Source organism: Quyinboa ferrireducens, assembly GCF_042436675.1.
In the GTDB taxonomy this organism is placed as follows: Bacteria; Bacteroidota; Bacteroidia; order Bacteroidales; family UBA5342; genus JBHJHP01.
In genome coordinates this window covers 22,270-47,926 of sequence record NZ_JBHMVA010000006.1, presented here as the reverse complement: position 1 = coordinate 47,926, position 25,657 = coordinate 22,270, and the positions used below count along the sequence as shown (strand labels likewise).

The 25,657-nt window shown below is 39.4% G+C and carries 28 protein-coding genes; 12 read left to right on the top strand and 16 right to left on the bottom strand.

Features of this window, described 5'->3' with window-relative positions; translation table 11 throughout:
* Positions 1 to 14 precede the first annotated feature (14 nt).
* The 5 genes from ACE01N_RS10635 to ACE01N_RS10615 form a co-directional block, all read right to left on the bottom strand.
* Positions 15 to 236 (bottom strand): RNA-binding S4 domain-containing protein, encoded by a 222-nt coding sequence (locus tag ACE01N_RS10635; RefSeq protein ID WP_380588283.1) that lies wholly within the window; start codon positions 234 to 236, stop codon positions 15 to 17.
* Positions 237 to 285: 49 nt separating this feature from the next.
* Entirely contained in the window at positions 286 to 657 is a 372-nt protein-coding gene (locus ACE01N_RS10630) for a hypothetical protein (RefSeq protein WP_380588280.1), read from the bottom strand.
* Positions 635 to 1,069, bottom strand: a complete 435-nt coding sequence (locus ACE01N_RS10625) for a rhodanese-like domain-containing protein (RefSeq protein WP_380588277.1) — start codon at positions 1,067 to 1,069, stop codon at positions 635 to 637. The genes ACE01N_RS10630 and ACE01N_RS10625 overlap by 23 nt, the downstream gene beginning before the upstream one ends.
* Before the next feature lie 34 nt (positions 1,070 to 1,103).
* Positions 1,104 to 2,231: a radical SAM family heme chaperone HemW gene (gene hemW / locus ACE01N_RS10620; RefSeq protein WP_380588274.1), complete on the bottom strand. Its 1,128-nt coding sequence runs from the start codon at positions 2,229 to 2,231 to the stop codon at positions 1,104 to 1,106.
* Positions 2,232 to 2,414: 183 nt separating this feature from the next.
* Positions 2,415 to 2,666: a hypothetical protein gene (locus ACE01N_RS10615; RefSeq protein ID WP_375730010.1), complete on the bottom strand. Its 252-nt coding sequence runs from the start codon at positions 2,664 to 2,666 to the stop codon at positions 2,415 to 2,417.
* A gap of 330 nt (positions 2,667 to 2,996) precedes the next feature.
* Here ACE01N_RS10615 and ACE01N_RS10610 point away from each other — a divergent pair, with 330 nt between their 5' ends.
* A complete protein-coding gene (locus tag ACE01N_RS10610; protein ID WP_380588271.1) occupies positions 2,997 to 5,492 on the top strand; it encodes an ATP-binding response regulator in 2,496 nt (831 codons plus the stop codon).
* A gap of 25 nt (positions 5,493 to 5,517) precedes the next feature.
* Here ACE01N_RS10610 and ACE01N_RS10605 read toward each other — a convergent pair whose 3' ends face one another.
* From ACE01N_RS10605 to crtD, 9 genes are all read right to left on the bottom strand, one after another.
* Positions 5,518 to 6,843, bottom strand: a complete 1,326-nt coding sequence (locus tag ACE01N_RS10605; protein ID WP_380588268.1) for a sigma-54-dependent transcriptional regulator — start codon at positions 6,841 to 6,843, stop codon at positions 5,518 to 5,520.
* Positions 6,844 to 7,019: 176 nt separating this feature from the next.
* Positions 7,020 to 7,376, bottom strand: a complete 357-nt coding sequence (locus ACE01N_RS10600) for a hypothetical protein (protein ID WP_380588265.1) — start codon at positions 7,374 to 7,376, stop codon at positions 7,020 to 7,022.
* Between the two features lie 222 nt (positions 7,377 to 7,598).
* The gene (locus ACE01N_RS10595; RefSeq protein ID WP_380588262.1) at positions 7,599 to 8,216 is read right to left on the bottom strand and encodes a LysE family translocator; all 618 of its coding nucleotides are present in this window, start codon (positions 8,214 to 8,216) and stop codon (positions 7,599 to 7,601) included.
* Positions 8,217 to 8,220: 4 nt separating this feature from the next.
* Positions 8,221 to 8,949, bottom strand: a complete 729-nt coding sequence (locus ACE01N_RS10590) for a tetratricopeptide repeat protein (protein WP_380588259.1) — start codon at positions 8,947 to 8,949, stop codon at positions 8,221 to 8,223.
* Positions 8,946 to 10,256, bottom strand: a complete 1,311-nt coding sequence (locus ACE01N_RS10585; protein WP_380588256.1) for a cryptochrome/photolyase family protein — start codon at positions 10,254 to 10,256, stop codon at positions 8,946 to 8,948. Before ACE01N_RS10585 ends, ACE01N_RS10590 begins: the two co-directional genes overlap by 4 nt.
* The gene (locus ACE01N_RS10580; RefSeq protein WP_380588252.1) at positions 10,256 to 11,350 is read right to left on the bottom strand and encodes a glycosyltransferase family 2 protein; all 1,095 of its coding nucleotides are present in this window, start codon (positions 11,348 to 11,350) and stop codon (positions 10,256 to 10,258) included. Before ACE01N_RS10580 ends, ACE01N_RS10585 begins: the two co-directional genes overlap by 1 nt.
* Positions 11,347 to 11,973: a 1-acyl-sn-glycerol-3-phosphate acyltransferase gene (locus ACE01N_RS10575; RefSeq protein WP_380588249.1), complete on the bottom strand. Its 627-nt coding sequence runs from the start codon at positions 11,971 to 11,973 to the stop codon at positions 11,347 to 11,349. Before ACE01N_RS10575 ends, ACE01N_RS10580 begins: the two co-directional genes overlap by 4 nt.
* A gap of 3 nt (positions 11,974 to 11,976) precedes the next feature.
* Positions 11,977 to 12,642, bottom strand: coding sequence for a carotenoid biosynthesis protein (locus ACE01N_RS10570; protein WP_380588246.1), 666 nt, complete (start codon positions 12,640 to 12,642; stop codon positions 11,977 to 11,979).
* A gap of 11 nt (positions 12,643 to 12,653) precedes the next feature.
* Complete coding sequence (gene crtD / locus ACE01N_RS10565) at positions 12,654 to 14,135, bottom strand: 1-hydroxycarotenoid 3,4-desaturase CrtD (protein ID WP_380588243.1); 1,482 nt, start codon at positions 14,133 to 14,135, stop codon at positions 12,654 to 12,656.
* 190 nt (positions 14,136 to 14,325) lie between these two features.
* Here crtD and ACE01N_RS10560 point away from each other — a divergent pair, with 190 nt between their 5' ends.
* Positions 14,326 to 15,813, top strand: coding sequence for a phytoene desaturase family protein (locus ACE01N_RS10560; protein ID WP_380588240.1), 1,488 nt, complete (start codon positions 14,326 to 14,328; stop codon positions 15,811 to 15,813).
* A complete protein-coding gene (locus ACE01N_RS10555) occupies positions 15,797 to 16,630 on the top strand; it encodes a phytoene/squalene synthase family protein (RefSeq protein ID WP_380588237.1) in 834 nt (277 codons plus the stop codon). The genes ACE01N_RS10560 and ACE01N_RS10555 overlap by 17 nt, the downstream gene beginning before the upstream one ends.
* Before the next feature lie 2 nt (positions 16,631 to 16,632).
* Here ACE01N_RS10555 and ACE01N_RS10550 read toward each other — a convergent pair whose 3' ends face one another.
* Together ACE01N_RS10550 and ACE01N_RS10545 are read right to left on the bottom strand one after the other, a co-directional pair.
* Positions 16,633 to 17,373 carry a sugar phosphate nucleotidyltransferase gene (locus tag ACE01N_RS10550; protein WP_380588234.1) on the bottom strand — a complete coding sequence of 247 codons (741 nt, stop codon included), beginning with the start codon at positions 17,371 to 17,373 and terminating at the stop codon, positions 16,633 to 16,635.
* Position 17,374: 1 nt separating this feature from the next.
* Positions 17,375 to 18,553, bottom strand: a complete 1,179-nt coding sequence (locus ACE01N_RS10545) for a GHMP family kinase ATP-binding protein (protein ID WP_380588231.1) — start codon at positions 18,551 to 18,553, stop codon at positions 17,375 to 17,377.
* A 277-nt stretch (positions 18,554 to 18,830) separates the two neighbouring features.
* Between ACE01N_RS10545 and ACE01N_RS10540 the strand changes: the two genes are divergently transcribed.
* From ACE01N_RS10540 to yidD, 9 genes are all read left to right on the top strand, one after another.
* Complete coding sequence (locus tag ACE01N_RS10540; protein WP_380588229.1) at positions 18,831 to 19,517, top strand: hypothetical protein; 687 nt, start codon at positions 18,831 to 18,833, stop codon at positions 19,515 to 19,517.
* Positions 19,518 to 19,625: 108 nt separating this feature from the next.
* Entirely contained in the window at positions 19,626 to 20,330 is a 705-nt protein-coding gene (locus ACE01N_RS10535) for a phosphoadenylyl-sulfate reductase (RefSeq protein ID WP_380588226.1), read from the top strand.
* A 6-nt stretch (positions 20,331 to 20,336) separates the two neighbouring features.
* Positions 20,337 to 21,326, top strand: coding sequence for a calcium/sodium antiporter (locus ACE01N_RS10530; protein WP_380588223.1), 990 nt, complete (start codon positions 20,337 to 20,339; stop codon positions 21,324 to 21,326).
* Between the two features lie 67 nt (positions 21,327 to 21,393).
* A complete protein-coding gene (locus tag ACE01N_RS10525) occupies positions 21,394 to 21,834 on the top strand; it encodes a deoxycytidylate deaminase (protein WP_375729992.1) in 441 nt (146 codons plus the stop codon).
* On the top strand, positions 21,827 to 23,467 hold the full coding sequence (locus ACE01N_RS10520; RefSeq protein WP_380588220.1) for a S41 family peptidase: 1,641 nt from the start codon (positions 21,827 to 21,829) through the stop codon (positions 23,465 to 23,467). Before ACE01N_RS10525 ends, ACE01N_RS10520 begins: the two co-directional genes overlap by 8 nt.
* Before the next feature lie 8 nt (positions 23,468 to 23,475).
* Complete coding sequence (locus tag ACE01N_RS10515; RefSeq protein ID WP_380588217.1) at positions 23,476 to 24,138, top strand: DUF4271 domain-containing protein; 663 nt, start codon at positions 23,476 to 23,478, stop codon at positions 24,136 to 24,138.
* A 27-nt stretch (positions 24,139 to 24,165) separates the two neighbouring features.
* Entirely contained in the window at positions 24,166 to 24,915 is a 750-nt protein-coding gene (locus ACE01N_RS10510) for a uroporphyrinogen-III synthase (protein WP_380588214.1), read from the top strand.
* Between the two features lie 23 nt (positions 24,916 to 24,938).
* A complete protein-coding gene (gene rnpA / locus ACE01N_RS10505; protein WP_380588211.1) occupies positions 24,939 to 25,319 on the top strand; it encodes a ribonuclease P protein component in 381 nt (126 codons plus the stop codon).
* Entirely contained in the window at positions 25,312 to 25,554 is a 243-nt protein-coding gene (gene yidD, locus ACE01N_RS10500) for a membrane protein insertion efficiency factor YidD (RefSeq protein ID WP_375729987.1), read from the top strand. The genes rnpA and yidD overlap by 8 nt, the downstream gene beginning before the upstream one ends.
* Positions 25,555 to 25,657 lie beyond the last annotated feature (103 nt).

Genomic DNA, 25,657 nt, shown 5'->3' with positions numbered 1-25,657 from the left:
GTAAAGATAGAAATTCACGTTTCAGGCGCACCAATTATTTTAACTTTTTGTCCTTCAAATTCAACGATGTCTCCATTCCTGAGTTTGGCCCGTTTACGGTATTCAGTCTCACCATTAAGCATTACCTCTCCTTCTTCGACAACAATTTTAGCATGACCACCGGTTTGAACCAGCTGCATTACCTTAAGCAACTTTATCAGTTCTATGTACTCGGTTTTTAACTGAAATGTAAGCATGTGCAGAATTTTGAATTGCAAAGATAGTGGTTCTGTCCTTTAGTTTAAATCAGAATTTTGTTAATCCTTTATAATTAATATAATATTCTCCATCCACTACAGGCAGTGCCATTTCTTCATCGTTTTCCCCGTTAGCATTGGCAATGCCAACACTGGCAAAGTACATATTTGCTTTGTGTTTAACTGCCAGTTCCCGGACCTGGGCGGCAACATGAGGTGGAATAACACCCATATGTGGATATCTGGCTGTTCGAACTACAATCAGGGCTTTGTTTCCGTCTATTTCTGCCAGAATCTGAGGATTAATATCCATTTCTTTCCTGACGTTTAAAACTTTATGTCCTTTATCCACCAGATCTTTATAAACTACCTTTATCCCCAGAAAATGGAGTTCTTCTTCATTCATTCTTTTTTCGCTCATGCCGGCTTATTTTTTCTACCGGAAAATGCTCCTTTTTCCAGTTTCTGATTCCTTTTTTTAAATTGTAAATGTTTGTAAATCCTTCTTTTGCCATCAGTTTTGTAGCCTGATTTGATCTGAACCCAACCTCGCAGTAAACAAATACAGGTTCTTCCTTATCCAGTGTATCCATCGCATTGTACAGGTCCTGTTTCGTGGCTGCATGAACCGATCCTGACAGCTTATATTTTTTGTAATGTCCCATATCACGCACATCAATAATTACCGGATCTGCCACCTCCTGTAGTTTGGCATAATATGTATCGGGCAAAAGGGTTGTTATGGCCTTTGTTGTATCCGCCACCTCTTCCTGAGCATGACATAACGGAGCAATGACAAACAATAAAAGGAGTGATATTTTTAAAAATTTCATGGTCTGCAAATATATAAGATTTGTAAATAAATGCTTAAACGAAAAGCATTTCCGACATAATATGGTCAGAAATGAAAATGCCGCTTTTATTCAGTCTGATAACTTGATTATCAACGCTCAAATTCCCTGATTGAATAAATTTTTGGGCATTTTTAACAAAATAGTCCCGTTTTTGCGTCCCGAATAATTGCTCTAACTCTTCAAGGCTGCATCCTTTCATCGTTCTCATGCGGGTGATCACAAAATCATTATACCGTGTATCTTCATCCAGATGTTCCACTTCAAAAAACGGATCACCATTATTAATGGCCGTTACATATCCCGCATTGTCAGCTATATTCCATTGTCTCACCTTTCCATTATACGAATGGGCAGACGGCCCGACTCCCCAATAGATGCTTCCATTCCAATATGATGAATTGTGTTGTGATTCCCAACCGGGTATGGCAAAGTTACTTATTTCATACTGATCCAGTCCTGCCTTAGCGGTTTTTTCAATTAAATGGGAAAACATCTCCAGAACAGACTCGTCAGCCATGGGGTGCATCCTGTTGTTTTGAACCAGGTTGTAAAATAAGGTTCCTTTTTCGTACATCAGGCTGTAGGAAGACAGATGTTTCACCGGTAGCTTCAGTGCATTATCTAGTGTATTAGTCCAGCTGTTCATGGTTTGGCCCGGTATGCCGTAAATAAGGTCAATAGTAAGATTTTCGAAGCCTGTTTTGTACGCATTTTCAATTGCAGTAACTGCCTGCTGTGCGTTGTGCCTCCGGTTCATAAATTTCAGTTCGCTATCGTTCAGCGATTGTACTCCCATGCTGAAGCGGTTAACCGGTAATGTTTTTAAGAATTTCAGTTTGTCAGGTGTCAGATCATCAGGATTGGCTTCCATGGTTACCTCTGCTTCTGTATCGACTTTCAGTTCGGAATATATGGTATCAAAAATACTTATGAGATACTCGTCCGAAAGCAGGGACGGGGTTCCTCCACCAAAATAAATGGTCTTCAATGTTTCTCCTTTAAGAAAATGTTTGTTGTTTTTTATTTCCTTAATAATAGCAGAAGTGAGCGGTTTCATCAGGTTCAGACCGGTGGATGTATGAAAGTCACAATACCCACACCGGGTCTTACAAAACGGAATATGAATGTATAGTCCTGCCATTGGTGATAAAATGTGCGTGAAATTAAATACTATGCATGAAAGATGAAAAGAATAGAGGTTAAAAAATGGCAATAAAAAAGGGCTAACCTCTCGATTAGCCCCAAGTCAAAAAGACCTCAATTTACCCCACTATTACTCACTTGCAATTATTGCAGGACTCTCCAACCTGCAATGCTTTAAATATTATTTAGCTTTTTCAGCTTTTTTTTCTTCTTTGGATTCTTCTTTTTTCTTGTCACAACTTTTTTCTTTGTCGCAACACTTCTTTTCACATGCTTTTTTGTCAGCACTTTCTTTCTTCTCTTTCTTATCTTTTTCAGGTGCCTGAACAACTACAATTTCATCTCCGTTTAGTACAGTTGCAGCTGCATTTGCCGGAACCATAAGCATCATTGAAAGAACGAATGCGGCTAAAAATTTTATGCTATTTTTCATACTTTGTTTTTATTTTTTTGATTACGTCTATTGCAAATATAAAACATTTATTTAGACTTAGTCAATATAATATGCAATTTATTTTGTTAAAATATTTGAAGCAAATATAATTCTATATATGATACGTGATAAGTAGGATATAAAAAACACATAATAAGTTTGTTATATTTGTGATGAAAGAATGTAAGATTCTGTTTGTATAGCAAATAAAATATTTTGGTATTGGTTTTGTTGTTGTCAAAATTAGCTTGAAATACGTTTTTTTTGAATAAAATTGTTTTAATAGTAATACATCTTTTATTCTAAGGTTAAACAGGAAAATTAAAGAATATGAGAAATCCTTTACAGGATATTAAGGTTAAGCTTTTTCTGGGTTACCTGATTCTTGTAATTATTACAGGTTTAACAGGGTGGCTTGTATATTCGGAACTTGTACGGTCGGATAAGGGAAATGTGGAATTAAGTCCCGCAAATGAAAAAATTATCTACATAAACGGAATTCTTTCCAATCTGTATACAGCCGAAGGACTTGAAAGGAATTTATTACAAACCGGTGATTACAAATATTATTCAGGCTATCTTGAATTAATGGACAGTGTTAAAACACAGATTGATTCATTAAATACATTAATGTTCAGTGCGTCACAAAAAATTCATACAGATACAATTTTGACACTTCTGGAGAATAAAAAGAAAAATATCCAGGAACTTAAATACCTCAAGGAGAATTATTCAGCTAATGCACTTTATGAAAAAACACTAAAAGACCTCGAAGTCAACAGGGACTCCATCATTAATTATTTTACCATCAATCAACGACAAACTACAAAGTACGACACAACCTATGTGAAGCAGGAAAGGCCTAAATTTTTTAATCGCTTATTTGGTCTTTTCAGTGATCCGACTCCAAAGGATTCATCTTTGCAGGTTAAGATAAGCAAGTATATTCAGAGAGATAGTCTGTATAATGATATGAATCCTGCTGATTCTGTGGCTGCACTGCTTAATTCCATTGCAAAGGAAATCAAGAGTAGAAGCCTGAATGCAGAAAAGCAGATAAGCCTTAAGGAAAAGGAAATTCTGGAAAGTGACAAGACGATTACGCTACAGCTTAAGGAGATTTTATCTGTAATTGAAAATGAAGAATTAATGCGTTCATTTACTAAAGTATACGAACAGCAGGAGCATAATGGAATGATCACGCGCTATATTGTTATTCTTGGAATGTTGTCGTTGTTTACGATATTGTTTTTTGCAATCAATATACTTCGTGATGTGTCTAAAAGTCAGCATTACAGACAAAGTCTTGAAGCGGCAAAAAATGAAACAGAACAGGTATTGAAAAGTAAGGAACAGTTTATGCTGAGTTTAACGCATGATCTTAAATCTCCCCTGAATGCCATTTCAGGTTTTACAAGCCTTATTGCAGGAGAGAAACCGAATCCAAAAGTTAAACGATATATTAAAAATATTGATCAATCCTCAAAGCACATTTTAAAACTGGTAAACAGTCTCCTTGATCTGGCCCGTTTGCAGCAGGGAAAACTGAACATGAATCCGGTTCCGGTTAATTTAAATTTACTGATCGAAGAGGTTACAGAAAATTACCGGCCCGGAGCATCCAATAAAAATGTTGCTTTTACAGTACACAATAATATTCCCCCGGATCAAAATTATATAGGTGACCCGGTTAGATTAACCCAAATTTTAGTGAACCTGATATCCAATGCTATAAAGTTCACCAATGTGGGTTCGGTCGAAATAAATGTGGAGCAAGATAAACTGGATGAATCATTTGATACGATAACACTGGATGTAATCGACACGGGAGTTGGGATGGACAAAGATGAATTGCTGCACATTTTTGATGAGTTTACGAGAGGGAAAGCTAATAAGGTGGCGTTCGAGGGAACCGGATTGGGCCTTGCAATTGCTAAAAAGCTTGTGGACCTGTTAAAAGGCGAAATTGATATTACAAGTTCACCGGGGAAGGGCAGTCATTTTAAGGTAAGCTTTCCTCTTGAAAGAACAGATCAGGCTCCTGAATACAGTAAAAAAGTTAAGATAGATTCGGAATCTGGCTATAAGCAGGATATTAGTGGAATACGAATCTGGGTTGTTGATGATGATGAAATTATGCTCGAAATGCTGAAAGCTGTCCTAAAAGCAAAACATGCAAGCGTAAAAACTTTTAATGATCCGGTTCAGGCAGCTGATGCGTTTGAGACCGGTGCAACAGATCTTTTAATAACAGATATCCAGATGCCTGGTTTGGATGGCCCGGAATTACTGAAAATGATCGAGCAAAAGTCCGGAGGTAAATTCCCCGCAGTAGCCATGTCAGGAAGGGACGAGTCTGATGGCACAAAGATAGTAGACCGATTCCTGAGCTTTATTCAAAAACCTTTTGACCCCGATGATTTATTGCAGATAATTTTTCAAAACCTGGATAAAATAAAAAAGGACGAGACGCGCCTTAAGACGGAAATTGAATATTCTCTGGATAAGATAAAAAGCTTTATTGGTGAGGATAAAGATAGCTTGCGGGAAATACTGACTTCCTTCGTTTCTGCCAGTACAGAGCACATTTCATTTCTGGAGTCTTATGCTGCAGAAAGAAACTTTGTGAAGATCGGGGAGGTATCTCATAAAATGCTGAATTTCCTGAGACAGATGGAAATAACGGAATTAATTCAGATTTTCAGTTCACTTGAAAATTATGAAAAACTTAAGTTGTCAGAACAGGAAATATTAGACCTTACATTTAAAGGAATCGGAAAGATGAATCGCCTGCTACAATCGATCCGGGAAAATGAAGGTGTTTGAATTTGGTATTGCCAGAGCCTTGTTTTCAGGGTTCAATATTGTAAAGCTTAAGTTTATTATAAAGCGTTTTTCTATCTATTTTAAGTAATCTTGCGGCCTGACTTTTATTATTTCCGGCTGCATCCAGCGCTTTCAGTATCAGTTCTTTTTCATTCTGACTGTTGTACAATGAAAATGCTGATTCACTGTCGGGTTTTTGATACAATTCATCAGGGATATCTACCCTGGTTATTATATCTCCCTCCGTTAGCAAAGTGGCTCTTTTTACTACATTCAGCATTTCCCGGAGATTTCCCGGCCAGTCATAATTCATGAAAATATCCCTGACCTCATCATCAAAACCACTTACATTACGGTTTAAAAATGCATTAGCCTGATCCAGAAAATGATTGGCAAAAGTCATTATATCAGCCTGTCGTTCCCTCAAGGCCGGAACTTCGATCATGAATTCATTCAGACGGTGAAACAAATCTTCCCTGAAATCTCCCTTTTCGCAGGCTTCACGTAAATCTTCGTTTGTAGCGGCAACAATGCGCACATCAATTTTAATTTCCTTTGTGCTTCCCACGGGCTTTATCACGCGCTCCTGTATCGTTCTAAGCAACTGAACCTGTGAATTATACGAGAGGTTGCCAATTTCATCCAGAAATAAAGTTCCACCGTTGGCAGCCTCAAATTGTCCGACCTTATCCGTCACTGCTCCGGTAAACGAACCTTTTATATGTCCGAAAAATTCACTGGCCACAAGTTCTTTCGGAATGGCACCGCAATCCACGGCTATAAAAGGCTTCCCTTTTCGTTCACTCAGATTATGAACTGTTCTCGCCACTAATTCCTTACCGGTTCCGCTCTCTCCAATTATCAGGACTGACATAGGTGTAGGAGCCACGAGTTCAATGTATCGTTTCAAACGTTTGGATGCAGGACTTGTACCTTCAATAAAGTCTTTGTCGGGTTTATGATTTTCATGCTTACTGACCTTATCGTGCTTAACCGTTTCGAGGGCTTCAGCTATTAGTTTCAGTACTTCATCAGGCAAGAATGGTTTTGGAATGTAATTGAAAGCTCCTTCCTTAATGGATTGAATGGCAGTATTATAGTTGGCATAGCTCGTCATCATGATAATCTGCGTTTTGGGAGAGGTGCTTTTTATGAGTTTGATGACTTCCATTCCGCTTATGTCCGGCAAACGAAGATCCGTGAGCACAACATCAAAGAAAGTTTTTGTAATAAGCTGTTTAAGATCTGAGGGTGAAAAAACGGAGGTGACTTTATGTTTATGCTTTTCAAGGTAGGTTTTGAGCATTAAACAAAACGTAACATCATCATCAATTATCAAAATATTTGCCATATAGTATCGGTCATAAAGAATGCACCAATTTAGGAATATTGGTTCAGAAGAACAATATGTATTTATAGTTGTACACTATTTAACAAAAAAACCTCTGCCGGAGGGCTCCGGTCAGAGGTCATGGATACCTGTTATCCTGATGATAATTAAGATGATTTGGGTACTTTTTATGAAGTTTACTCTTCTGTTGGGTTTGATTGTTCTTCTTCAGAACTATCCGAATTCAAATCTTCTTTCTTAAAAACAGTCCCTTCTTTATCAAAATAAAGGGCCCATTTTGCATCTTCCTTACTTACATCAACTTTGTAATTTCCGTCACTTCCCAGATAATATTTATCTATGGTGAAGTTTGAAAATTTTTCGCTTAGTGCCGAGGTTATAACTTCAGGGACATCATCTTTTGTAATTTCCTGGTAGGTTATTTCATCCGGTGCGGTAGCTACAGGATTTTCATCAATCATTGCGTTGCTTATAGTTGGTACTGATAATCCAAGGGTTAACACAGCTGCTGTTAAAATCATTAATTTTTTCATAACTCAAATTTTTAATTAGTAATTGTTATTCTTTGATCAGGTATATGAAAAGCATGTGCCATAAATTATGGTTCAGGTTCTTGCAGAGATTAAATTGTAATAAATCAATGGATTAAAAATTATTTGATGAAGTCTTTATGGCATACAGAAAAATCAAATCAGTTGTAGATTCATCATGATCCTGTAGATAATTTCTACAGGGAGCAGCTTAAAAATTCCGGATCAGAAAAAGAGGAGTGAAACGGCTATTCCGGTAAAGACGACTGCGGAAATGATGTTCATGTAGCGTGAAAATCCCTGATGTTTTCGAAGCATTTCACCAAACGCTCCTGCAAAATAACCGGCTGCACCAAACACAAATATTACCTGAACTGCAAAAATCAGTCCTAACACAATAAACTGAAGCATAACTCTGCCATTATCAGGATCAACAAAACGTGGCAGGAAAGCAATAAAGAACAGGGCAACCTTGGGATTCATAATATTCATCAGGAATCCCCGCCAGAACAGATTCTCTTTTTTCCCATTCGCTGTGGATATATTCAGGGTATCGTTACGGTGTCTGATACTTTGAAAGGCCAGGTAGAGCAGGTATAATGCGCCGGCAATTTTCAGAATCCAGAATGCAAGCGGCGAGGTTTTAAATAAAACCGACAACCCTAATGCCGCTGCTGTTGTATGAACCAGGTTTCCACTCGCAAGGCCTATGGCCGTTGTAGCGCCTGCTTTTTTACCGTTCGACAATCCCTGGGTAATGGTAAATATAATATCAGGACCAGGAGCCAGTGTTATAAGAACTGAAGATCCTAAAAAGAAGAGCAGGGAAGCGAGGTCGAACATCAGATCAGTTTTTTAATGCATTTGGTTTCAATTCTTCAGCCACCCACTTGTAACGGGGTTCAAAGTCAAGAATCTCATCAAAAATACGAATTGCATCAGAATTATCACCTTTTTTAAGCAGGGCTGTCCCGTAATTTGTTTTAGCCATAAGGTAATACCAGCTGTTTTTCAGGTTCAGAGTATCTTTTTCCAAAATAAGGATAGCTTTGGCATAGGCCTTTAAAGCCAAAGGTTTATCTCCTCCGGCAAAAGCAGGTGCATAGTATTTGCCGTTGGCATATTCCATCAGGACATACGGATTATTTTCATCCAGTACCATCGCTTCTTTGATATACGAAAAACTGCGTGGACCAAGAAAAGGCGCTTTGTAGGGAGCAATACCAATTTTGAACCCTGTAAAAGCCGATTTGTAGGCCCAGTACCGGGCAATTTTATCATTTCGGTTCATTAAAAGGTCCAGATTTTTTTCAGCAACTTCCAGAATCTGTTCGGCTTTATCATCCTGCTCTGCACCAATCAGATAACCAATTAAGCCATACTGAATCTCAACAATATCTTCAAGTAATGTGTAAGAAGGCTGGGCTTTATATTGTTTTTCCATAGTACTTAAAACAAGCTCCCATTTTGTCATATCGCCTGAAATGTAAGCGTTGTAAATCTCAGCTTTGAAATTTTGGGATTTCAGAAACGACGTAAAATATAAAAGCAGGAATATGGCAGTTATCTGTTTCATCTTAGTTTATCAAGTGTTTCCTTGTATACTCTTAAAGCCCTTTCACGGGCCAGCTTATGTTCCATAATTGGCTGAACCATGTGTATATCATCACCTAACCACTGTTCAATATATTTCCCGTCAGGATCAAATTTTTTCGTTTGCGATTCAGGATTAAAGATTCTGAAATAGGGCGCTGCATCACATCCTGTTCCTGCCGCCCACTGCCATCCACCGTTATTGCTCGAAAGTTCGTAGTCTGTCAGCTTCTCTGCAAAATAAGCTTCTCCCCATCGCCAGTCAATTAAAAGATGTTTAGTCAGGAAGCTGGCAACAATCATCCTGGCCCGGTTATGCATATAGCCAGTACGGTTAATCTGGTTCATAGCAGCATCCACAATGGGATAACCAGTTTTACCATTGCACCAGGCTTCGAATTCCTTTTCGTTGTTGCGCCATGGAATATGGTTGTATGCTGGCTTAAAGGCACCGTCAACTACATACGGGAAATGCCATAGGATCATCATGTAAAACTCACGCCATATCAGTTCATTCAGATATGTTTTATTCAATCGCAGAGCAGTCCGGGCAAGTTCACGGATGCTTATGGTTCCGAAGCGGAGATGAACTGAAACCCGCGATGTTCCGTCCTGCGCAGGGAAATCACGTGTTTTATCATAACCACCGATAATATCTTCATCAATATGAGCTGGCAGAACCAAATGATCAGTCTCTTCGAAACCAATATCATGCAAACACGGCAGAGGTGTTGGTTCAATTTTTAAAAATGAATCCGTATGGTCTTCGCAAGGGAAAGATTCCAGGTTCGTATCTGTCAGATTTGATAACCACTTTTTACTGTAAGGTGTGAAAACAGTATAGGGGGCATCGTCATCTTTTACCACCTCCTGTTTTTCAAAAATTACCTGATCTTTAAACGAGAAAACTTCAGCTCCGTTATTCTTTGCAAGTTCTTTTACATCCTTGTCTCGCTGAATGGCATCCGGTTCGTAATCTCTGTTGAACCAAACTGATCTGATGTTATATTCCCTGAACAGCTCCCTGTAAATTTCAACCGGTTTCCCGTGTTTTACAATCAGATCCGAGCCGGCCTCGTTCAGTTTTGCCTTGAGTTCAGTTATTTTTTCATGAATAAACGCTACACGTCGGTCGGATCTGTTATCAGGTTTTTCCAGAATATCAGTATCGAAAATAAACAGTGGCAGTACCGGTAAGCCAGACCTGAGAGCTTTAAAGAGGCCATGGTTGTCGTGTAAACGCAAATCTCTGCGAAACCAGAATATCGCAATATTTCGTTGATGTGTCATCAGATTTTAATGTTTCTTCCTTTCCATGAATAATCTTGACGGAGCCTGAATATCAGAGCCCGGATCACGACTATGATAAACATAAACTGCCGTGGTATGATCAGAAGCCATGCTTTTAATATGCTTTCCCGTGACATTCTTCCAGCTACAGCTTTGTAAACCAGAACACCGATGAGGTACATGGACAAAAACCTGAAATCAGGCATCATCAACATGACAACAAGTCCAAATGTTGTAACCAGTGCGTGGAACAGGGTAAACGGAATGCTGTTGCCAAAAAAACGGATGACATTTTTGGCAAATCCGTTGATGGCTCCTGTTCCGTTATTGTACATACGGCAGGCAATATCTTCTCCACCCAATAAGGTAATGCAGGGAATATTAAACTTTTTAAACAGCTGCATAATGGCTATGTCTTCCACAGGCTGATCTTTTTTCAACCAGTGTGGCTGATGTTCCAAGTAAACGGATCGTTCAAACAACATAAACTGGCCGTTTGCACCACTAAAAACAGGGCGTCTGCTTTTTCTGACAAAAGCAAGCGGGAGCAGTGTTAACAGGATATCGTACATCAAAGAAACTGTTAACTGCTCACCGATGGATTTTTTAATCTGATGTGGGAAAATGGATAACAAGCCTGCTTTTTTGTGCTGTAAATAACCGACAGCACTGGAGGCCAGATGAGCTTCCGGACGTACATCAGCATCTATAAACATTAAATAATCTCCATTGGAGGCTTTGGCAAGCTGGTAGCACGCATGATTTTTTCCCAGCCATCCGACGGGTAGTTTTTGTCCTTTTATCAGTTTTATCCTGTTGTCAGCTTTAAAAAAACCGGTAACTATTTCTGCTGTCCTGTCATCGCTTTGATCATCATACACCAGAATTTCCAGTCTTCTGTATGTTTGTAAAGTTAAAAGTTTCAGTAGCGAACCAATGTTGTCCTCTTCATTTCGTGCAGGTATCAGAATGGAAATCAGCGGTTCATTTTCGGGAACAAGGCGGATAAGGTAGGGCTGAACGGCAAAATTATACAGTACAACCACATTGCGGATCAGCAGATAGAATAATATGATTACAGCTATAGCAATCATACATTATATAGTTTTAGTTGGTTTTTGCATTCTGCCAAAAAGCTGTTGTAAGCATCTTCCATCGCACGAATATCAGAAAACGGTTTTGCTTCAATGCTTTTATAAAAGGAGAATAAGGTTGGCTTTTTATTTGAAAAATACTCTGTCAGGTTGACCACGAACATCAACTGAAGATTATCCGGTGCCCGTTCAATGATGCGCATAATTCCTTTTTCAAAATGTAATTTGTTCTGGTTTTGTGGTCTGATCTCTCCTTCCGGGAAAAAAAAGAGGATATTTTTCGGGTCATGCATCAGTTTGGAACAGTACTCCAACATTGTTATGATATCCCTGCTGTTTTTCGTAATCCCTGCAGCTCCAAGTTTATTCAGAAACATACGCGGTTTAAGCTGCTCGTCCAACATCAGAATATGAAATTTTTTCTTTAGCTTTTTTCGGTTTAATTCCAACATCCAGAATCCGTCCCACCAGCTAAAATGATTTCCAATAGCGAGTGTGGGCGCACTTTGTCTGTTATATCCGCAATCCAGATACTTGACCTGATGGAAGTTTTTTTTTAGAATGCGGTTAAGATACCACTTAAAAAAATGTTCATATTGTTTATGATGACGGGCTTCTATCATGGATCAGATAAACAGAATTACAATATTCAGTACCAGGAAGAAAAGGAAAAGCATAAAAAAGAGCGGACCACCCATTTCGTTCATCAGTTTCACTTTTGATAAGGTCATAAGCGATGAAAATATCAGGGCAATACCAAACCATGCCAAATAATTCTGAAGCGGAACCTGGATGGCTTCCCAGCTCCAGAAGCCAAGTTTTATGGCCACCGGTTCAAGCACAATATCGAATGCTGTAACCAATATGGCAACAACAGGTACTTTAATCCATTCCGATGTATCCCAGTATTCAACCATTGCACGGGCAGTATAGATGAGGAGTAACCAGTTTAATCCTATGATCACCGGTGTACCCATTATTTTCGGGCCCAATACTTTTCCGTAACTGTAAGTTCCGAAAATAATGCCGGTTTTCACTCCTATTACTTCAATACTAAAACCCGCAAGCAGTATAAACAGTGACACTAAAATCATTTTAAGGTTCCTGTCTCCATCGTGATAGTGTATTGAACCGATTACTGCCAGCAGGATAACGATCGGTGTCATTGCCTGAAAAACAGGTCTGGAAAAAGGGATGGCAAATCCAATTATTCCCACCAGTAAAACTGATGAAATGGATCGGATGGCCTTCGATGGTTCCGGCCTTGGAAGAGCTATTCGTTTTACATCCATAACTAAATTGGTTAAATGCTTTGATTTAAGAAATATGTATCTACCTCACTGGCTACAATCTTTGCAGAAGCAATACATAAGGGGATGCCACCACCCGGATGAACACTTCCGCCGGTAAACCATAAATTTTGGAACTGCGTACTGAAATTTGCATGCCGGTTAAATGCTGCAAACATGCTGTTGGAACTGTTTCCGTAAAGCGCCCCCCTAAACGAAGAGGTGTTGCGTTCAATAGTTACCGGATCGGCAACGTTTTCAGTCACAATATGTTTGCTTATGTTCACGTGTAGCAATTTATTAATTTTTTTTTGAATCATTGTTCTGGCATCCTCTCTTAATTGATCCCAATTATGATTCTGATTAGCCGGAACGTTGATCATTACAAACCAGTTCTCACAGCCTTGAGGAGCATCATCATTGACAACTTTTTTACTTATAAAGATGTAAACCGTAGGATCGTGATACAAGGTTTTATCTTTGAAAATCGCTTTGAATTCAGCTTTGTAGACTTCTGCAAACAGGATGTTGTGAACATCCAGATCGCTTTCAAAATCAACTCCCCAATAGAAGATTAACGCTGACGAGGACAATTCTTTATTAATAATTGATTTTGGTGGTCTGATTCCTTCAAACATATTCATGTATACCGTTCTGACATCTGCATCGCTGACAATAATATCTGCATTAATTTCCTTGCTGTTACATACAATCCCTGTTACTTTCTTACCATCATGCAGAATTTTTTCAACTGAGCTGTTTGTGTGAATTCGTATCCCTTCTTCAATTGCCAGTTTTTCAAGAGAAAGTGCAATCGATCGTATGCCTCGGTCCGGAAAATATGCGCCTAGATTATGTTCCAAATGGGCTATCATGTTTAAAGTGGCTGGTGCTCTGAATGGGTCAGAACCATTGTATGTTGCATACCTGTCGAAAATCTGTACAAGTTTTGGAGAATTGAAAGTCTTGTTATTGCGTTTATGCATTGTTTTGATTGAATCCAGCTCATGCAGGTGAAATAACATACCCCTGAATTCTTTTTTTGTAAAATTCTCCCAGCGTTGAAAGGCATTGAACAAAAAAACCGGAGAAGCAGTCTTATAAAGCTTTCGGTAGCGTTCCAGATAAGTTGTTAGATTTTCCTCTGGCTCGTTTAAAACATTGTGCACCTCAGCCGTGAACCGGTCAGTATCTGCCCATGCATTTACAATTGTTCCGTCCTGAAAAATATAACGGCAGGAATTCTCAAGTTTTGTATACGAAAAGTAATCACGGGGATTTTTACCAAAAAGTTCAAAAAGCTCATCACTCAACTCGGGAAGTGTAAAAAGCGACGGGCCGGTATCAAATCGAAATCCCTTTGACCGGATTTCTCCCATTTTACCCCCAATGGTAGAATTCTTTTCAAAAAGCGCTACATCCAGACCTGCCTTCCTGAGTCTAAGGGCTACGGCAAGGCCTCCAATTCCACCACCAATGACGATTGCTTTTTGCATAAGGTTACGATTGACATCCAAATATAAACATTTAACAGATGAAAATACTGGAAGTTTGTTTACGGAATTCCGAACATTTCATAATAGTTGCAAAACATGGTGTAAATTTTACAAATATTTGATATATTGTAAGTTGTGGATTTAACAAAGGTACGCATATGAGTGTTTATTACAACAGCAAAACCTTTATATGAGTAAAAAAGTATTAATAGTAGGTAGTGGTTTGGCTGGACTGGCATCAGCATTACGTCTTGCATCTAAAGGGTATGATGTTAAGATTCTTGAGAAAAACAGTCGGGCCGGAGGGCGTTTAAATCGTTTGGAGGTTGACGGATTCAGGTTTGACACAGGTCCGACATTTTTTAGTATGAGCTACGTGCTGAAGGAATTTGAAAAAGACACCGGTGTTCAGCTTGATGTTGAACTGTTTCCTTTGGATCCGCTTTATACAGTTCGGTTCAGAAATGAAAAAGCTGTGTATAAACTTTATAAAGATCCGCAAAAGATGATTGAGTCTATCGGACATCTGGAGCCTGATTTCGAAAAAAAATATATTAAATACCTGGAGGATACGGGTGAATTATTCCACGATACCTTCGATGTTATCGTTAAAAGGAATTTCAATTCGTTCTTAGCTTATGCGATAGGACTTTTACGTGTTCCGCCCAAACATTTGCCAAAGCTAAGGCGTAGTTTCTGGGAAGAGGTGGACCGGCGGTTTGAATCGAAGGAAATTAAGCAGATTTTTTCACTTGTGTCTTTTTTTCTGGGTGGTACGCCGTTTGACACTCCTGCCTTATATTCCATATTGTCTTATTCTGAGTTTAAGCACGATGGATACTTTGGGATAAAAGGAGGAATGTACGCTTTGGTAGAGGCGATAGAAAAGGAACTCAGAAAGTTAAATGTGGAAATTGTATACAATTCTGAAATCGTGGATTATAAAGCCAATGAAAGCAGAAATCTTCATGGGTTCGTAGATCAGAAGGGAAAAGCTTGGGAAGCCGATCTGATGATTGTAAATTCAGATGCAGCAGCCTTCAGAGGGCAGGTCTTTAAACGATCCGGATTTTCTGAAGAAAAGCTGGTGAAAAAGCAATGGACCATGGCTCCGTTTACCATCTATGTTGGTATTGAAGGAGAGGTTCCCGGACTGGAAAAACATAATTACTTTTTGGGGCAGGATTTCAGGGATTATGCTGATACCGTCTTTACATCTGCATTTAACGGGGAGCAGCCATATTATTATGTAAATGTCCCATCCATGAGTGATCCTACGGCTGCACCAGAGGGACATCAGGCATTGTTCTTTTTATGTCCTGTACCTGATTTACGATTTAAAAACGACTGGACAGATGAAGAGCAATTTGCCGATCGTATTATAGATGATTTTGTAAAACAAACCGGATATGATATCCGGCCACACGTAAAAACCAGGACTATCTACTCGCCTGAGGAGTGGGAGAAGCAGTTTAATCTGTTCAGAGGGAGTGGACTTGGGCTTGGGCATAAAATCAGCCAGATGGCCTGGATGCGTCCCGCCAACAGGGATGAGAAATTCAGGAATGTATTTTATACCGGTGCATCTACCATTCCCGGCACCGGGTTGCCAATGACTTTAATCAGCTCCGCGCTAACCGTTGAACAAATTGACAAACGTTATGGATCTTTATCTTAAAAACGCTCTGGATTGCAGCCGGAAAACAACGCTTAATTACAGCACTTCTTTTTCTTTAGGCGTCAGGTCTCTCGACTATGAAACGCAGAAAGCTATTTATGCTATATATGGTTTTGTGCGGTTCGCAGATGAAATTGTTGATACCTTTTACGATCAGGATCAGGAAGCTGTATTCAGTGATTTCGTACAACAGACTGACGAAGCTATTACAGCGTCTTTCAGTACCAATCCTATATTACACAGTTTTCAGTGGGTGGTTCACAAATATGATATTGATCAGGCATATATTGATGCCTTTTTGAAAAGTATGGAGATGGACCTGAATATGACGGTTCACGACAAGAAATCGTTCGATACTTACGTATACGGATCCGCTGAGGCTGTGGGGTTGATGTGCTTGTGTGTATTCTGTGCCGGTGACCGCGAAAAGTTTAGCAAACTGGTTAGTCCTGCCCGCAAACTCGGCTCAGCCTTTCAAAAGATAAACTTTTTACGCGACCTGAAAGACGACTTTAAAGACAGGGGGCGTAATTATTTCCCCGGAGTGGGTTTTAATCGATTCGATGATGATCTCAAACACAGGTTGGAAACTGAAATTCAGCAAGAGTTCGATGAAGCATTTGAGGGAATTCTGGCATTACAATCCTCAGTCAGGCTTGGGGTTTTACTTGCATATACATATTACAAGGAACTGTTAATCAAAATTAAGAGAACACCGGCACATGCAATCATGAACAAGCGTTGCAGGATTTCGGATCAATACAAAATGTGGTTGCTGTTTAAAGTGTTAGTAAAGAACCAGATTTATAGTATCTGATATTAAGCCTTATTTTTAAAAATGGCATCCACAGCTTCGTACGATTTAAGGTCTCCAATATCATATCTCGATCCGGTCATAGGCCATGCGTACACATCTGTTTGAGAACTTAGCCAGCCCGCAAGGTTCCCTGGAGCATCAGGTTTGCAACCGTTCTCCACAGAAGTTTTGATTAGGGGGAAATCTTTTTTCATATACACATAAAATGGCGGAACCGCCCAGTGAGATGGAGGGTTCTTTGGCTTTTCGTGAAGCTTGATAACCTTGAAATCATTATCTGCTTCCAGCACTCCGGTTTTTTGTAAGGCAGGAACCGAAGGTTCGTGATGACAACAAATACAACTCCGGTTTTTTGATATGGCATACCGGATAAATTCACCGAATGAAAAATCCACCACGTTATCGCCTGCCAAAACCAGCAGATCCTTAGCCTCATGTAGTTTTTCGATGGTAAACAGTATATCTTTTACGGCTCCGAGACGGTTATCGTTGTTGGTTGTCCCGTCGTTCAGCAATATAATGTCTTTGGGCGAGCCGGATTTGGTTTTCCAGTCTACAAAATGCTGATAAAACGTATCATTGGAAACTACAATAATCCGGTCAATTTCTGCAATTTGGTCCAGGTCGTCAACCAGCCTGTCCAGAATGCTTCTCGCGCCAACTTTTAATAAGGGTTTTGGAAAATTTTTTGTTAAAGGGTAGAGGCGTGTGGCATATCCCGCAGCAAGTATTAAAGCATCCATATTATTTTATTCTTCTGGCACCATCGGCTGTTTTACATACATGAACCGAATATTTTCCGGTGAGTTCAGGAAACTTCTCCAGGTATCTTCGTGATACGGATTCTGTTATTTCGTTCCGTTTAGCCGGATCACCAATGGCAATACAACATCCTTTAAAACCGGCGCCACTGAATCTGCCACCATAAATTCCCGGTGTGGTTTTCATAATGTTGTACAGTTCAATGGTTTCTTCACAGCCCGATTCCCACTGTGTGATCGAACTCCAGCCCGATTCAAACATAATCTTTCCCATCTTTTCGATATCGCCTTCGGCATAAGCCCTCACCGCATCGTCCACACGATCGTGTTCCGACATAAAATGAGCAGCCCTTTTTGACAAAGGCTCAGGGAGTTTATCTTTCCACTTTTCAAATACTGTTTTATGTACCATGCGAAGCCGCATATCTTTCACCACTGTATATGGCAGACCTTCGTAGGCGTAAAGACTAAATGCAGCCACTTTACATTCATCAGTTCGGGTATTGTAGCCTGTATTGATTAATGTCCGGGTTAGCCCGCTGAAAAAGATAAACAGATCAAATTCCGGCATGTTTTCCGGTGATGGGATCAGTTTGTATGAGTTATCCCTTGTATCAAGATATAGCAGATTGTCTTTTCTGCATAACACTTCACAACTGTGGTCCAGCGTTCCAAGGTTCAGGCCGATATATTCTTTTTCTGCTTCAAATGCAGCCTGAATCAATTCCTTTTCGCTGAGTGAAATGTGATTGACATCAGCCAGCGCCATAATATAACACAACAACACTGCTGCTGATGATGAAAGACCTCCAACAGGAAGGGATCCTGAAATAAGCCCCTGAATCCCGTTCTCAAGTTCGTAGTTTTTTGAGAGGGAATATATGGCTGCTTTGACATAGCGTCCCCAGGTGGTTGGTTTTTCGCCCAGGTCGTCCATTGTAAACAGAACCTGCCCCTCAAAATCGCGGCTGAAAAGGTTAATAATGCCGTTTTTTGTTGGAATATAGTACAGATCCACACCGTGATCCAGGGCAAAACCGGTAACATGACCGTGCTGATGATCTACATGTGCACCTACGGGGCAAATCCTGTACGGACTGTATACATGCCGAATAATGGATTCATCCGTATCCGGGAATAGAGTTTGAAATGTCTTTCTCATAACGTTCTGTTTTTTACACAGGTGAGTACAAATAAAGTAAAAAACGGTTGCATTATCTTACTTTAAGGTGTAAGTATTTTCCATATGATAAATTGTGCTTCGATAAACTCAGAAACCATGGGTTACGTGTTACAGGTTACAGGTCAGGAGTTACCAATAAATCTTTTATCCTGATACTTGATTCCTGGTACCCGATTCTTTTTCTGTAATACCAATTTAATGCCGTTTTAACTTTATTATAATCCTGAACTAATAATTTGCATATAAAATTACAGCTATGGACAGATTAAACAGAATATGGAATACTGGGGAGCAGATTAAGTTGTCTTCTGACACAGGGAATAAGATATTGGTGGAAAAACTTGAAGAGGAGGTTAGAGAAGCATGTACAGTAAGAGATAACATCGGAATGGAAGTATTGAATTTCTCCGGGGTGTCATCTCTCGCCATTGAATCGCTGATTACGTCCTGTACATCCTTCGATCAGAGCCTGGCGGTTGTCAATAATTCATCAAGGGGAACGTTTGTGAAGCAGATCGCAGCAATAAATAAGGTGCATTTTAAAGAATTATATTCCGCTAATTCACAGATACCGGAGCTAAAAGAACTTGAACGGTTTCTGGCAGCAAATAAAAGTTTACGCTATCTGATTCTTCCTTTGATAAGTATCGAAGGTCTGGAAAAGAAATTATTACAGTTGTCAGATCTGCTGAGCGAGTATAACATTGGTTTGTTGGTGGATTATTATGGTAGGCTGGAAGGGTTAAAGATAAAACTTCTGAAATACAATATTTTATGCATTTCTATTACCCCTTCGGATTATAAGTTTGGTTTGGTTTCTTCTTCGGTATTAGTGGCTCAGCGCAGGTTTCTGGTGAGCTGCGAAGGTAATGCAAAAACATATTCCCTGGATCTTTATGCCGCATGGCAGAAAAAACTGTGGAATAATGATATGGTGGTTTAAGATTTAAGAGAAGAACCCAAAATAAAAGGAGTACTCTTTATAACAAATCTTAATTAAACCTGTACCTGTCAAAAAGTTGTTATCTTTGTTTTTTCAAACAAAAACTGCATGTTAAAAGACAAGGTAACGTATTATAATGAAGTTTTGAAAGATAAGACTCCACAAGAGGTGTTATCTTTTTTTTATAACGAATTCAGGGACAAAATTGCATTGTCATCCAGTCTGGGTGCAGAAGATCAGGTGTTGACGGATATGGTTGTGCACCATGCAGGAGGAATGAAAATATTTACGCTCGATACCGGAAGGTTATTTCCCGAAACATATAGTTTGATTTCAAGAACAAACGACAAATACGGCATTAAAATTGATGTCATGTTTCCGGATTATAAATCTGTTGAACAAATGGTGAAGGAAAAAGGGATCAACCTTTTCTATAACAGTATTGAAAACCGTAAACTGTGTTGTGGGATAAGAAAAATTGAACCATTAAAACGGGCTTTTAAAACACTCGATGCCTGGGTATGTGGTTTGAGAGCTTCTCAGTCAGTTACACGACAAAACATTCAGGTGGTGGAATGGGATGAATCCAACGGATTACTAAAGATTAATCCCCTTGCAAACTGGACAGAAGATGATGTTTGGGATTATATTAAAAAGAATGGGGTGCCGTACAATGCACTTCACAATAAAGGCTTTCCCAGTATTGGCTGTCAGCCTTGTACTCGAGCCATTGCAGAGGGTGAAGATATCCGGGCCGGAAGATGGTGGTGGGAGAATCCCGAAACAAAAGAATGTGGTTTGCATAAACGGTAGTTTTGTATGTTTACTTCAATCCTGATCCTGATTTCAAGTTTAGCCCTTCTGATTATTAGCGGACACGGACTGGTTAAAGGCAGTGTAAGCATTGCTTCCAGATTTCATATATCCTCGCTGGTTATAGGAATGACAATTGTGGCATTTGGCACTTCAGCACCAGAACTGATTGTTTCGCTGAGGGCGGCAATAGATGGGCATCCTGATATAGCTGTGGGTAATGTGGTAGGATCAAATATTGCCAATGTTGCCCTGGTGCTAGGATTGACAGCGATAGTCATTGCACTTCCTGTAGTATCAAAAAGATTGTTTTCGGACTGGTTGTTTATGATGATCAGTTATTTCTTTTTATGGTTGTTTTTTCAAAGTGGAACCATAGAAAGATATCAGGGTGTAATTATGGTAGTGGCCATTATCATATTTACCTGGCGTGCCATCAAAACATCCATGTCAAGAAATAAAACTGAAGAAGAAAAAGTTGATAAAGCATACCCTGTATGGCTGGCAATAGTCATTGTGCTGGTAGCATGTGCAGGACTGGCATGGGGAGCCGATTTGCTGGTTAAATCTGCTTCTGACATAGCTTCTTCACTGGGCGTAAGTGAACGGGTGATATCAGTTACAGTTGTAGCATTCGGGACCAGCGTTCCGGAACTTACAGCATCTCTGGTAGCAGCGTTTAAAAAGGAAACAGAAATATCAGTGGGCAATATTGTAGGTTCTAATCTGTTTAATATTCTTGTAGTACTCGGCATAACATCTGTCATTCATCCGATACCGGTAGATTATATGGCATTCAGGATTGATTTGTTGTGGATGGCCATCCTCGGAATATTACTAATGCTGGTTATTTATCCGTTCAAGGCAAATCTGACGGCATGGAAAGCGGACAGGAACATTAGAATCTTAGCGGATTTAAGAAATGGCAGGTTATCTTTTTGGGGCGGACTGATGTTATTTTTGCTTTACATCGCTTATATTGCATTGCTTTTTTAAGAGACATAAGACGCAGGACATATGAAATCTTGATTCCTGTGTCTTGATACTTGATTCTAATAATAAAATGAAAGAAAAAAAACAGGAATTGCTGGATAGAAGGTATCTTAGGATGGCAGGTATCTGGGCTGAAAACTCCTATTGTGAAAGGCGTCAGGTTGGAGCCTTGCTGGTAAAGGAGAAGATGATAATTTCAGACGGATACAACGGCACACCGTCGGGGTTTGAGAATAAATGTGAAGATGAGAACAATACAACAAAACCTTACGTTTTACATGCGGAAGCCAATGCGATTACGAAAGTTGCGAGGTCCAATAACAGCAGTGACGGAGCCACGCTTTATGTGACTTCTTCTCCGTGTATTGAATGTGCTAAACTTATTATTCAGGCCGGTATAACGCGGGTCATTTATTCGGAAGAATACAGACTGAAAGATGGCATCAATCTTTTGAAAAGAGCAGGAATTGAGGTAAAATATATTGATATAGACACAAAGGAAAATGAATAACGTATTAAAAAAACTCTGGCCTGTTTACATTGCTATCGCAATTGTGATTGGGATTATTTTGGGAAACAGAATGGCCGGAAATTCGGAAAACAGGCCAACATCTCTGATTAACCTCTCTCAGGGCAATAAACTAAGTACCCTGATAGAAATGATTGACAAGGAGTATGTGGATACAGTGAATAAGAAGGAGATTATTGAGGAAGTTATACCTGAAATTTTAGATAAGCTGGATCCACATTCTGTTTATATTCCGGCTAAGGATCTTCAGTCCGTCAATGAGGAGCTCAACGGAAGTTTTGGCGGTATTGGTGTACAGTTTAATATACAGGATGATACGGTTATGGTCATCCAGGTAGTTTCAGGAGGACCATCTGAAAAAGTGGGTATAATGGCCGGAGACAGAATTGTTATGGTAAATGATACCTCCTTTACAGGTGATAAAATATCGAATACCAAGGTGATGAATACCCTGCGGGGAGAGAAGGGGACAAAAGTGAAGATCGGTGTTGTAAGGCCGGGAATGGATGGTATTATTGACTTTGAAATCATCCGGGGCGATATACCAACTTATAGTGTTGATGTATCGTATATGATTAATAAAACCACAGGTTATATAAAGGTGAGCCGGAATTTTGGAAGAAATACGTTTGAGGAGTTTTTAAATGCATTGGCCAAGGTTCAGTATGCCGGTTGTAAATCCGTAATTGTTGATTTAAGAGGGAACCAGGGTGGATATCTGGAAGTTGTAAATCGTATGGTTGATGAGTTTTTGCAGCGGGGTGAACTGATTGTTTATACCGAAGGGAAAGCATTTCCGCGAACTGATTACAGGGCTGATGGTCATGGTAGTATGAAGAGTGTTCGTATGGCTGTTCTTATTGATGAATGGTCGGCCTCGGCCAGTGAGATTTTTGCCGGGGCGATACAGGATAATGACAGAGGCGTAATTATAGGACGCAGGTCGTTTGGTAAAGGTTTGGTTCAGACCCAGATGGGCCTTGGAGACGGTTCAGCGGTCAGATTAACTATCTCCAGGTATTACACGCCATCCGGAAGGTGTATTCAGAAAAGCTATAAAAACGGGAATGAGGATTATTATAAAGATATTATGGAGCGCTATCAGAATGGAGAAATGAACAGCGAAGACAGCATCCACCTGAATAAAGCGGAAAAATATCACACGGTAAACGGGAGACTGGTCTATGGTGGCGGAGGAATTATGCCCGATATATTTGTCCCGGTGGACACAACGGGGATTACGTCACTTTTTGAAAATCTGGTTAGAAAAGGCCTGATATATAAATTTGCGTTCAGGTATACAGATGAACATCGTCAGGAGCTTAATAAGCTGGCTGACGTGGATGCGCTTTTGGATTATTACAAGGATCATCCGGTGATGGAGATGTTTCTGGACATGGCAAAAAATGAATGGCACGTTAAAATAAAACCAGAAGATTTAAAGGTTTCCGGTCGTTTAATAGAGACTCAGGTAAAAGCCTATATTGCTCGGAATATTTTTGATAACGACGGCTTCTATCCGATATTCAATACTTTGGATGCCACTATTGATACCGCTGTCGCTGTTCTGAATGAACCGGATGTGCAATATAATGCAATATTAACTGCAAAATAATACGGTAAGTGCCGGTTGATAATAACATAGCTGCTCCATTGTATCATTCTGACTGGATGACGGTTGTGATTTTATTGTCCGGTTTTTTTATCTGGAGTGTGTGGCGGAATGCGGGCGGCTTTCTCGAACAACGTTCGTTGGAGGTTATGCATGGGCATAACCGTAAAAGTCTGTTCGCAAGCAATACGGTCAGTGAATTTCGTATGGGCTTGGTGCTTAGTATCGTTCATGTGTTGATCACCGGATTATTTTTGCATCATCTTGCGGTTTACTTTAATGTAGGGGGCGGACTTGTATTTTATCTTGAACTGTGTGTGTTGATTTTGACTTACCATGTATTGAAGATTGGAATAGTAAGATACTGGAACTATCTGTTGGGGTCGGAGGATAAGACTTCAGAATGGCTGAAAAGTTACCAGGTCTTTAATATGATTTTAGGGCTTTTGCTTTTACCGGTTGTTGTTGTTATTACATATACCTATAGGGGTATGGAAACCGGGCTTAATATCGGGATTTTTTTACTCGCAATTTACCTCGTTGTCCTGCTTGTCAGGAGTGTTAATATTTTTTTTAGCAATTTAAGTTCATTTATCTATGTGATTTTGTATTTTTGTGTCCTCGAAATTTTGCCATTAATGCTAGCCGTTAAGGTAGCCTTAAACAGTGGGTGAAGATGTCTAATATAAAGGAATAAAGTCTTGAAGATCAAAAAGGTATTAGTTTCACAGCCAGAGCCAGCAACGGGAAAATCGCCCTACTACGATTTAGCCGACAAAACCGGTATTAAAATAGATTTTCGTCCTTTTATTCAGGTTGAACCTGTCTCTGCAAAGGATTTCAGAAGTCAGAAGGTGTCAATTCTGGACCATACTGCTGTGGTTTTTACAAGCAGAACTGCCATAGATAATTATTTCAGAATTGCCCAGGAAATGCGTCTGACTATTCCTGATACCATGAAATATTTTTGTATTTCGGAGGCAGCAGCGTTTTATCTGCAGAAATATATTGTTTACAGAAAACGGAAAATATTCAATAGTACAGGAAAATTTCCGGATCTGGTGGAGGTGATGCAAAAGCATAAAGATGAAAAATTTCTGGTTCCACTATCTGATATTCATAAGCCGCAGATACCGGAACTGCTTAACGCAAACGGATTTAATTATACAAAGGCCATCATGTACAAGACAGTTAGTAGTGACTTGTCTGACCTGGCTGATGTAAATTATGATATCCTCGTATTTTTCAGCCCGTCGGGAATAGCATCCCTGCTTAAGAACTTTCCGGAATTTAAACAGAATGAAACCAAAATTGCCAGTTTTGGTGCGTCTACTGCCAAGGCAGTGCAGGAGGCCGGATTAAGACTTGATATACAGGTCCCGAATCCTCAGGCTCCGTCTATGGCAATGGCACTCGATCAGTTTATTACTGAATACAACAAAAAGAAATAGACTGAGGTTAAACTCAGATCAGAATGTTAGATAAAACATTTAAAAAGGAAGAACGACTTTCCGGTAAATTAGCTGTAAGCAAATTATTTACTTCCGGGAAGTCGTTCTTTTTGCACCCGTTTCTTATTTATTATTTTCCTCATGATCCGTCTGTAAATCTTACTGAAAACAGAATTCTTATCACAGTTTCCAAGAAGAATTATAAAAGGGCGGTTCACAGAAATCTTTTAAAAAGAAGAATACGGGAAGCCTACCGGATATTAAAACCTGAAATGACTGCTCATTTAAATGACAAACATTATGACGTGGGATTGGTTTATATATCCAAAGAGATTCATACCTTTGATTTTATTCGATCAAAAATGAAAAAGCTCTTAGAGAAAATGGCAGAGGGAAATGAATAAGGTTTTAAACATACCTAAGAAGTTGCTGACTGGTATTCTTGTGCTGCTGGTTAAATTTTATCAGTATGTTATCTCTCCATTAATTCCTGCTTCATGCCGGTATACGCCTACCTGTTCTGAATATTCTGTACAGGCCTTAAAGAAATATGGACCATTCAAAGGCCTCTGGCTATCTGTGAAACGCATTCTGCGCTGTAATCCATGGGGAGGATCAGGGTATGACCCTGTACCATAAAAATCAATAAAAAGTTAACATAAATTTTGGTAATTTTCGCTTTTTGTTTAAATTTGTGTTTACATAAGTTTAAATAATTTAAGCATATTGTTAAATTTTAACT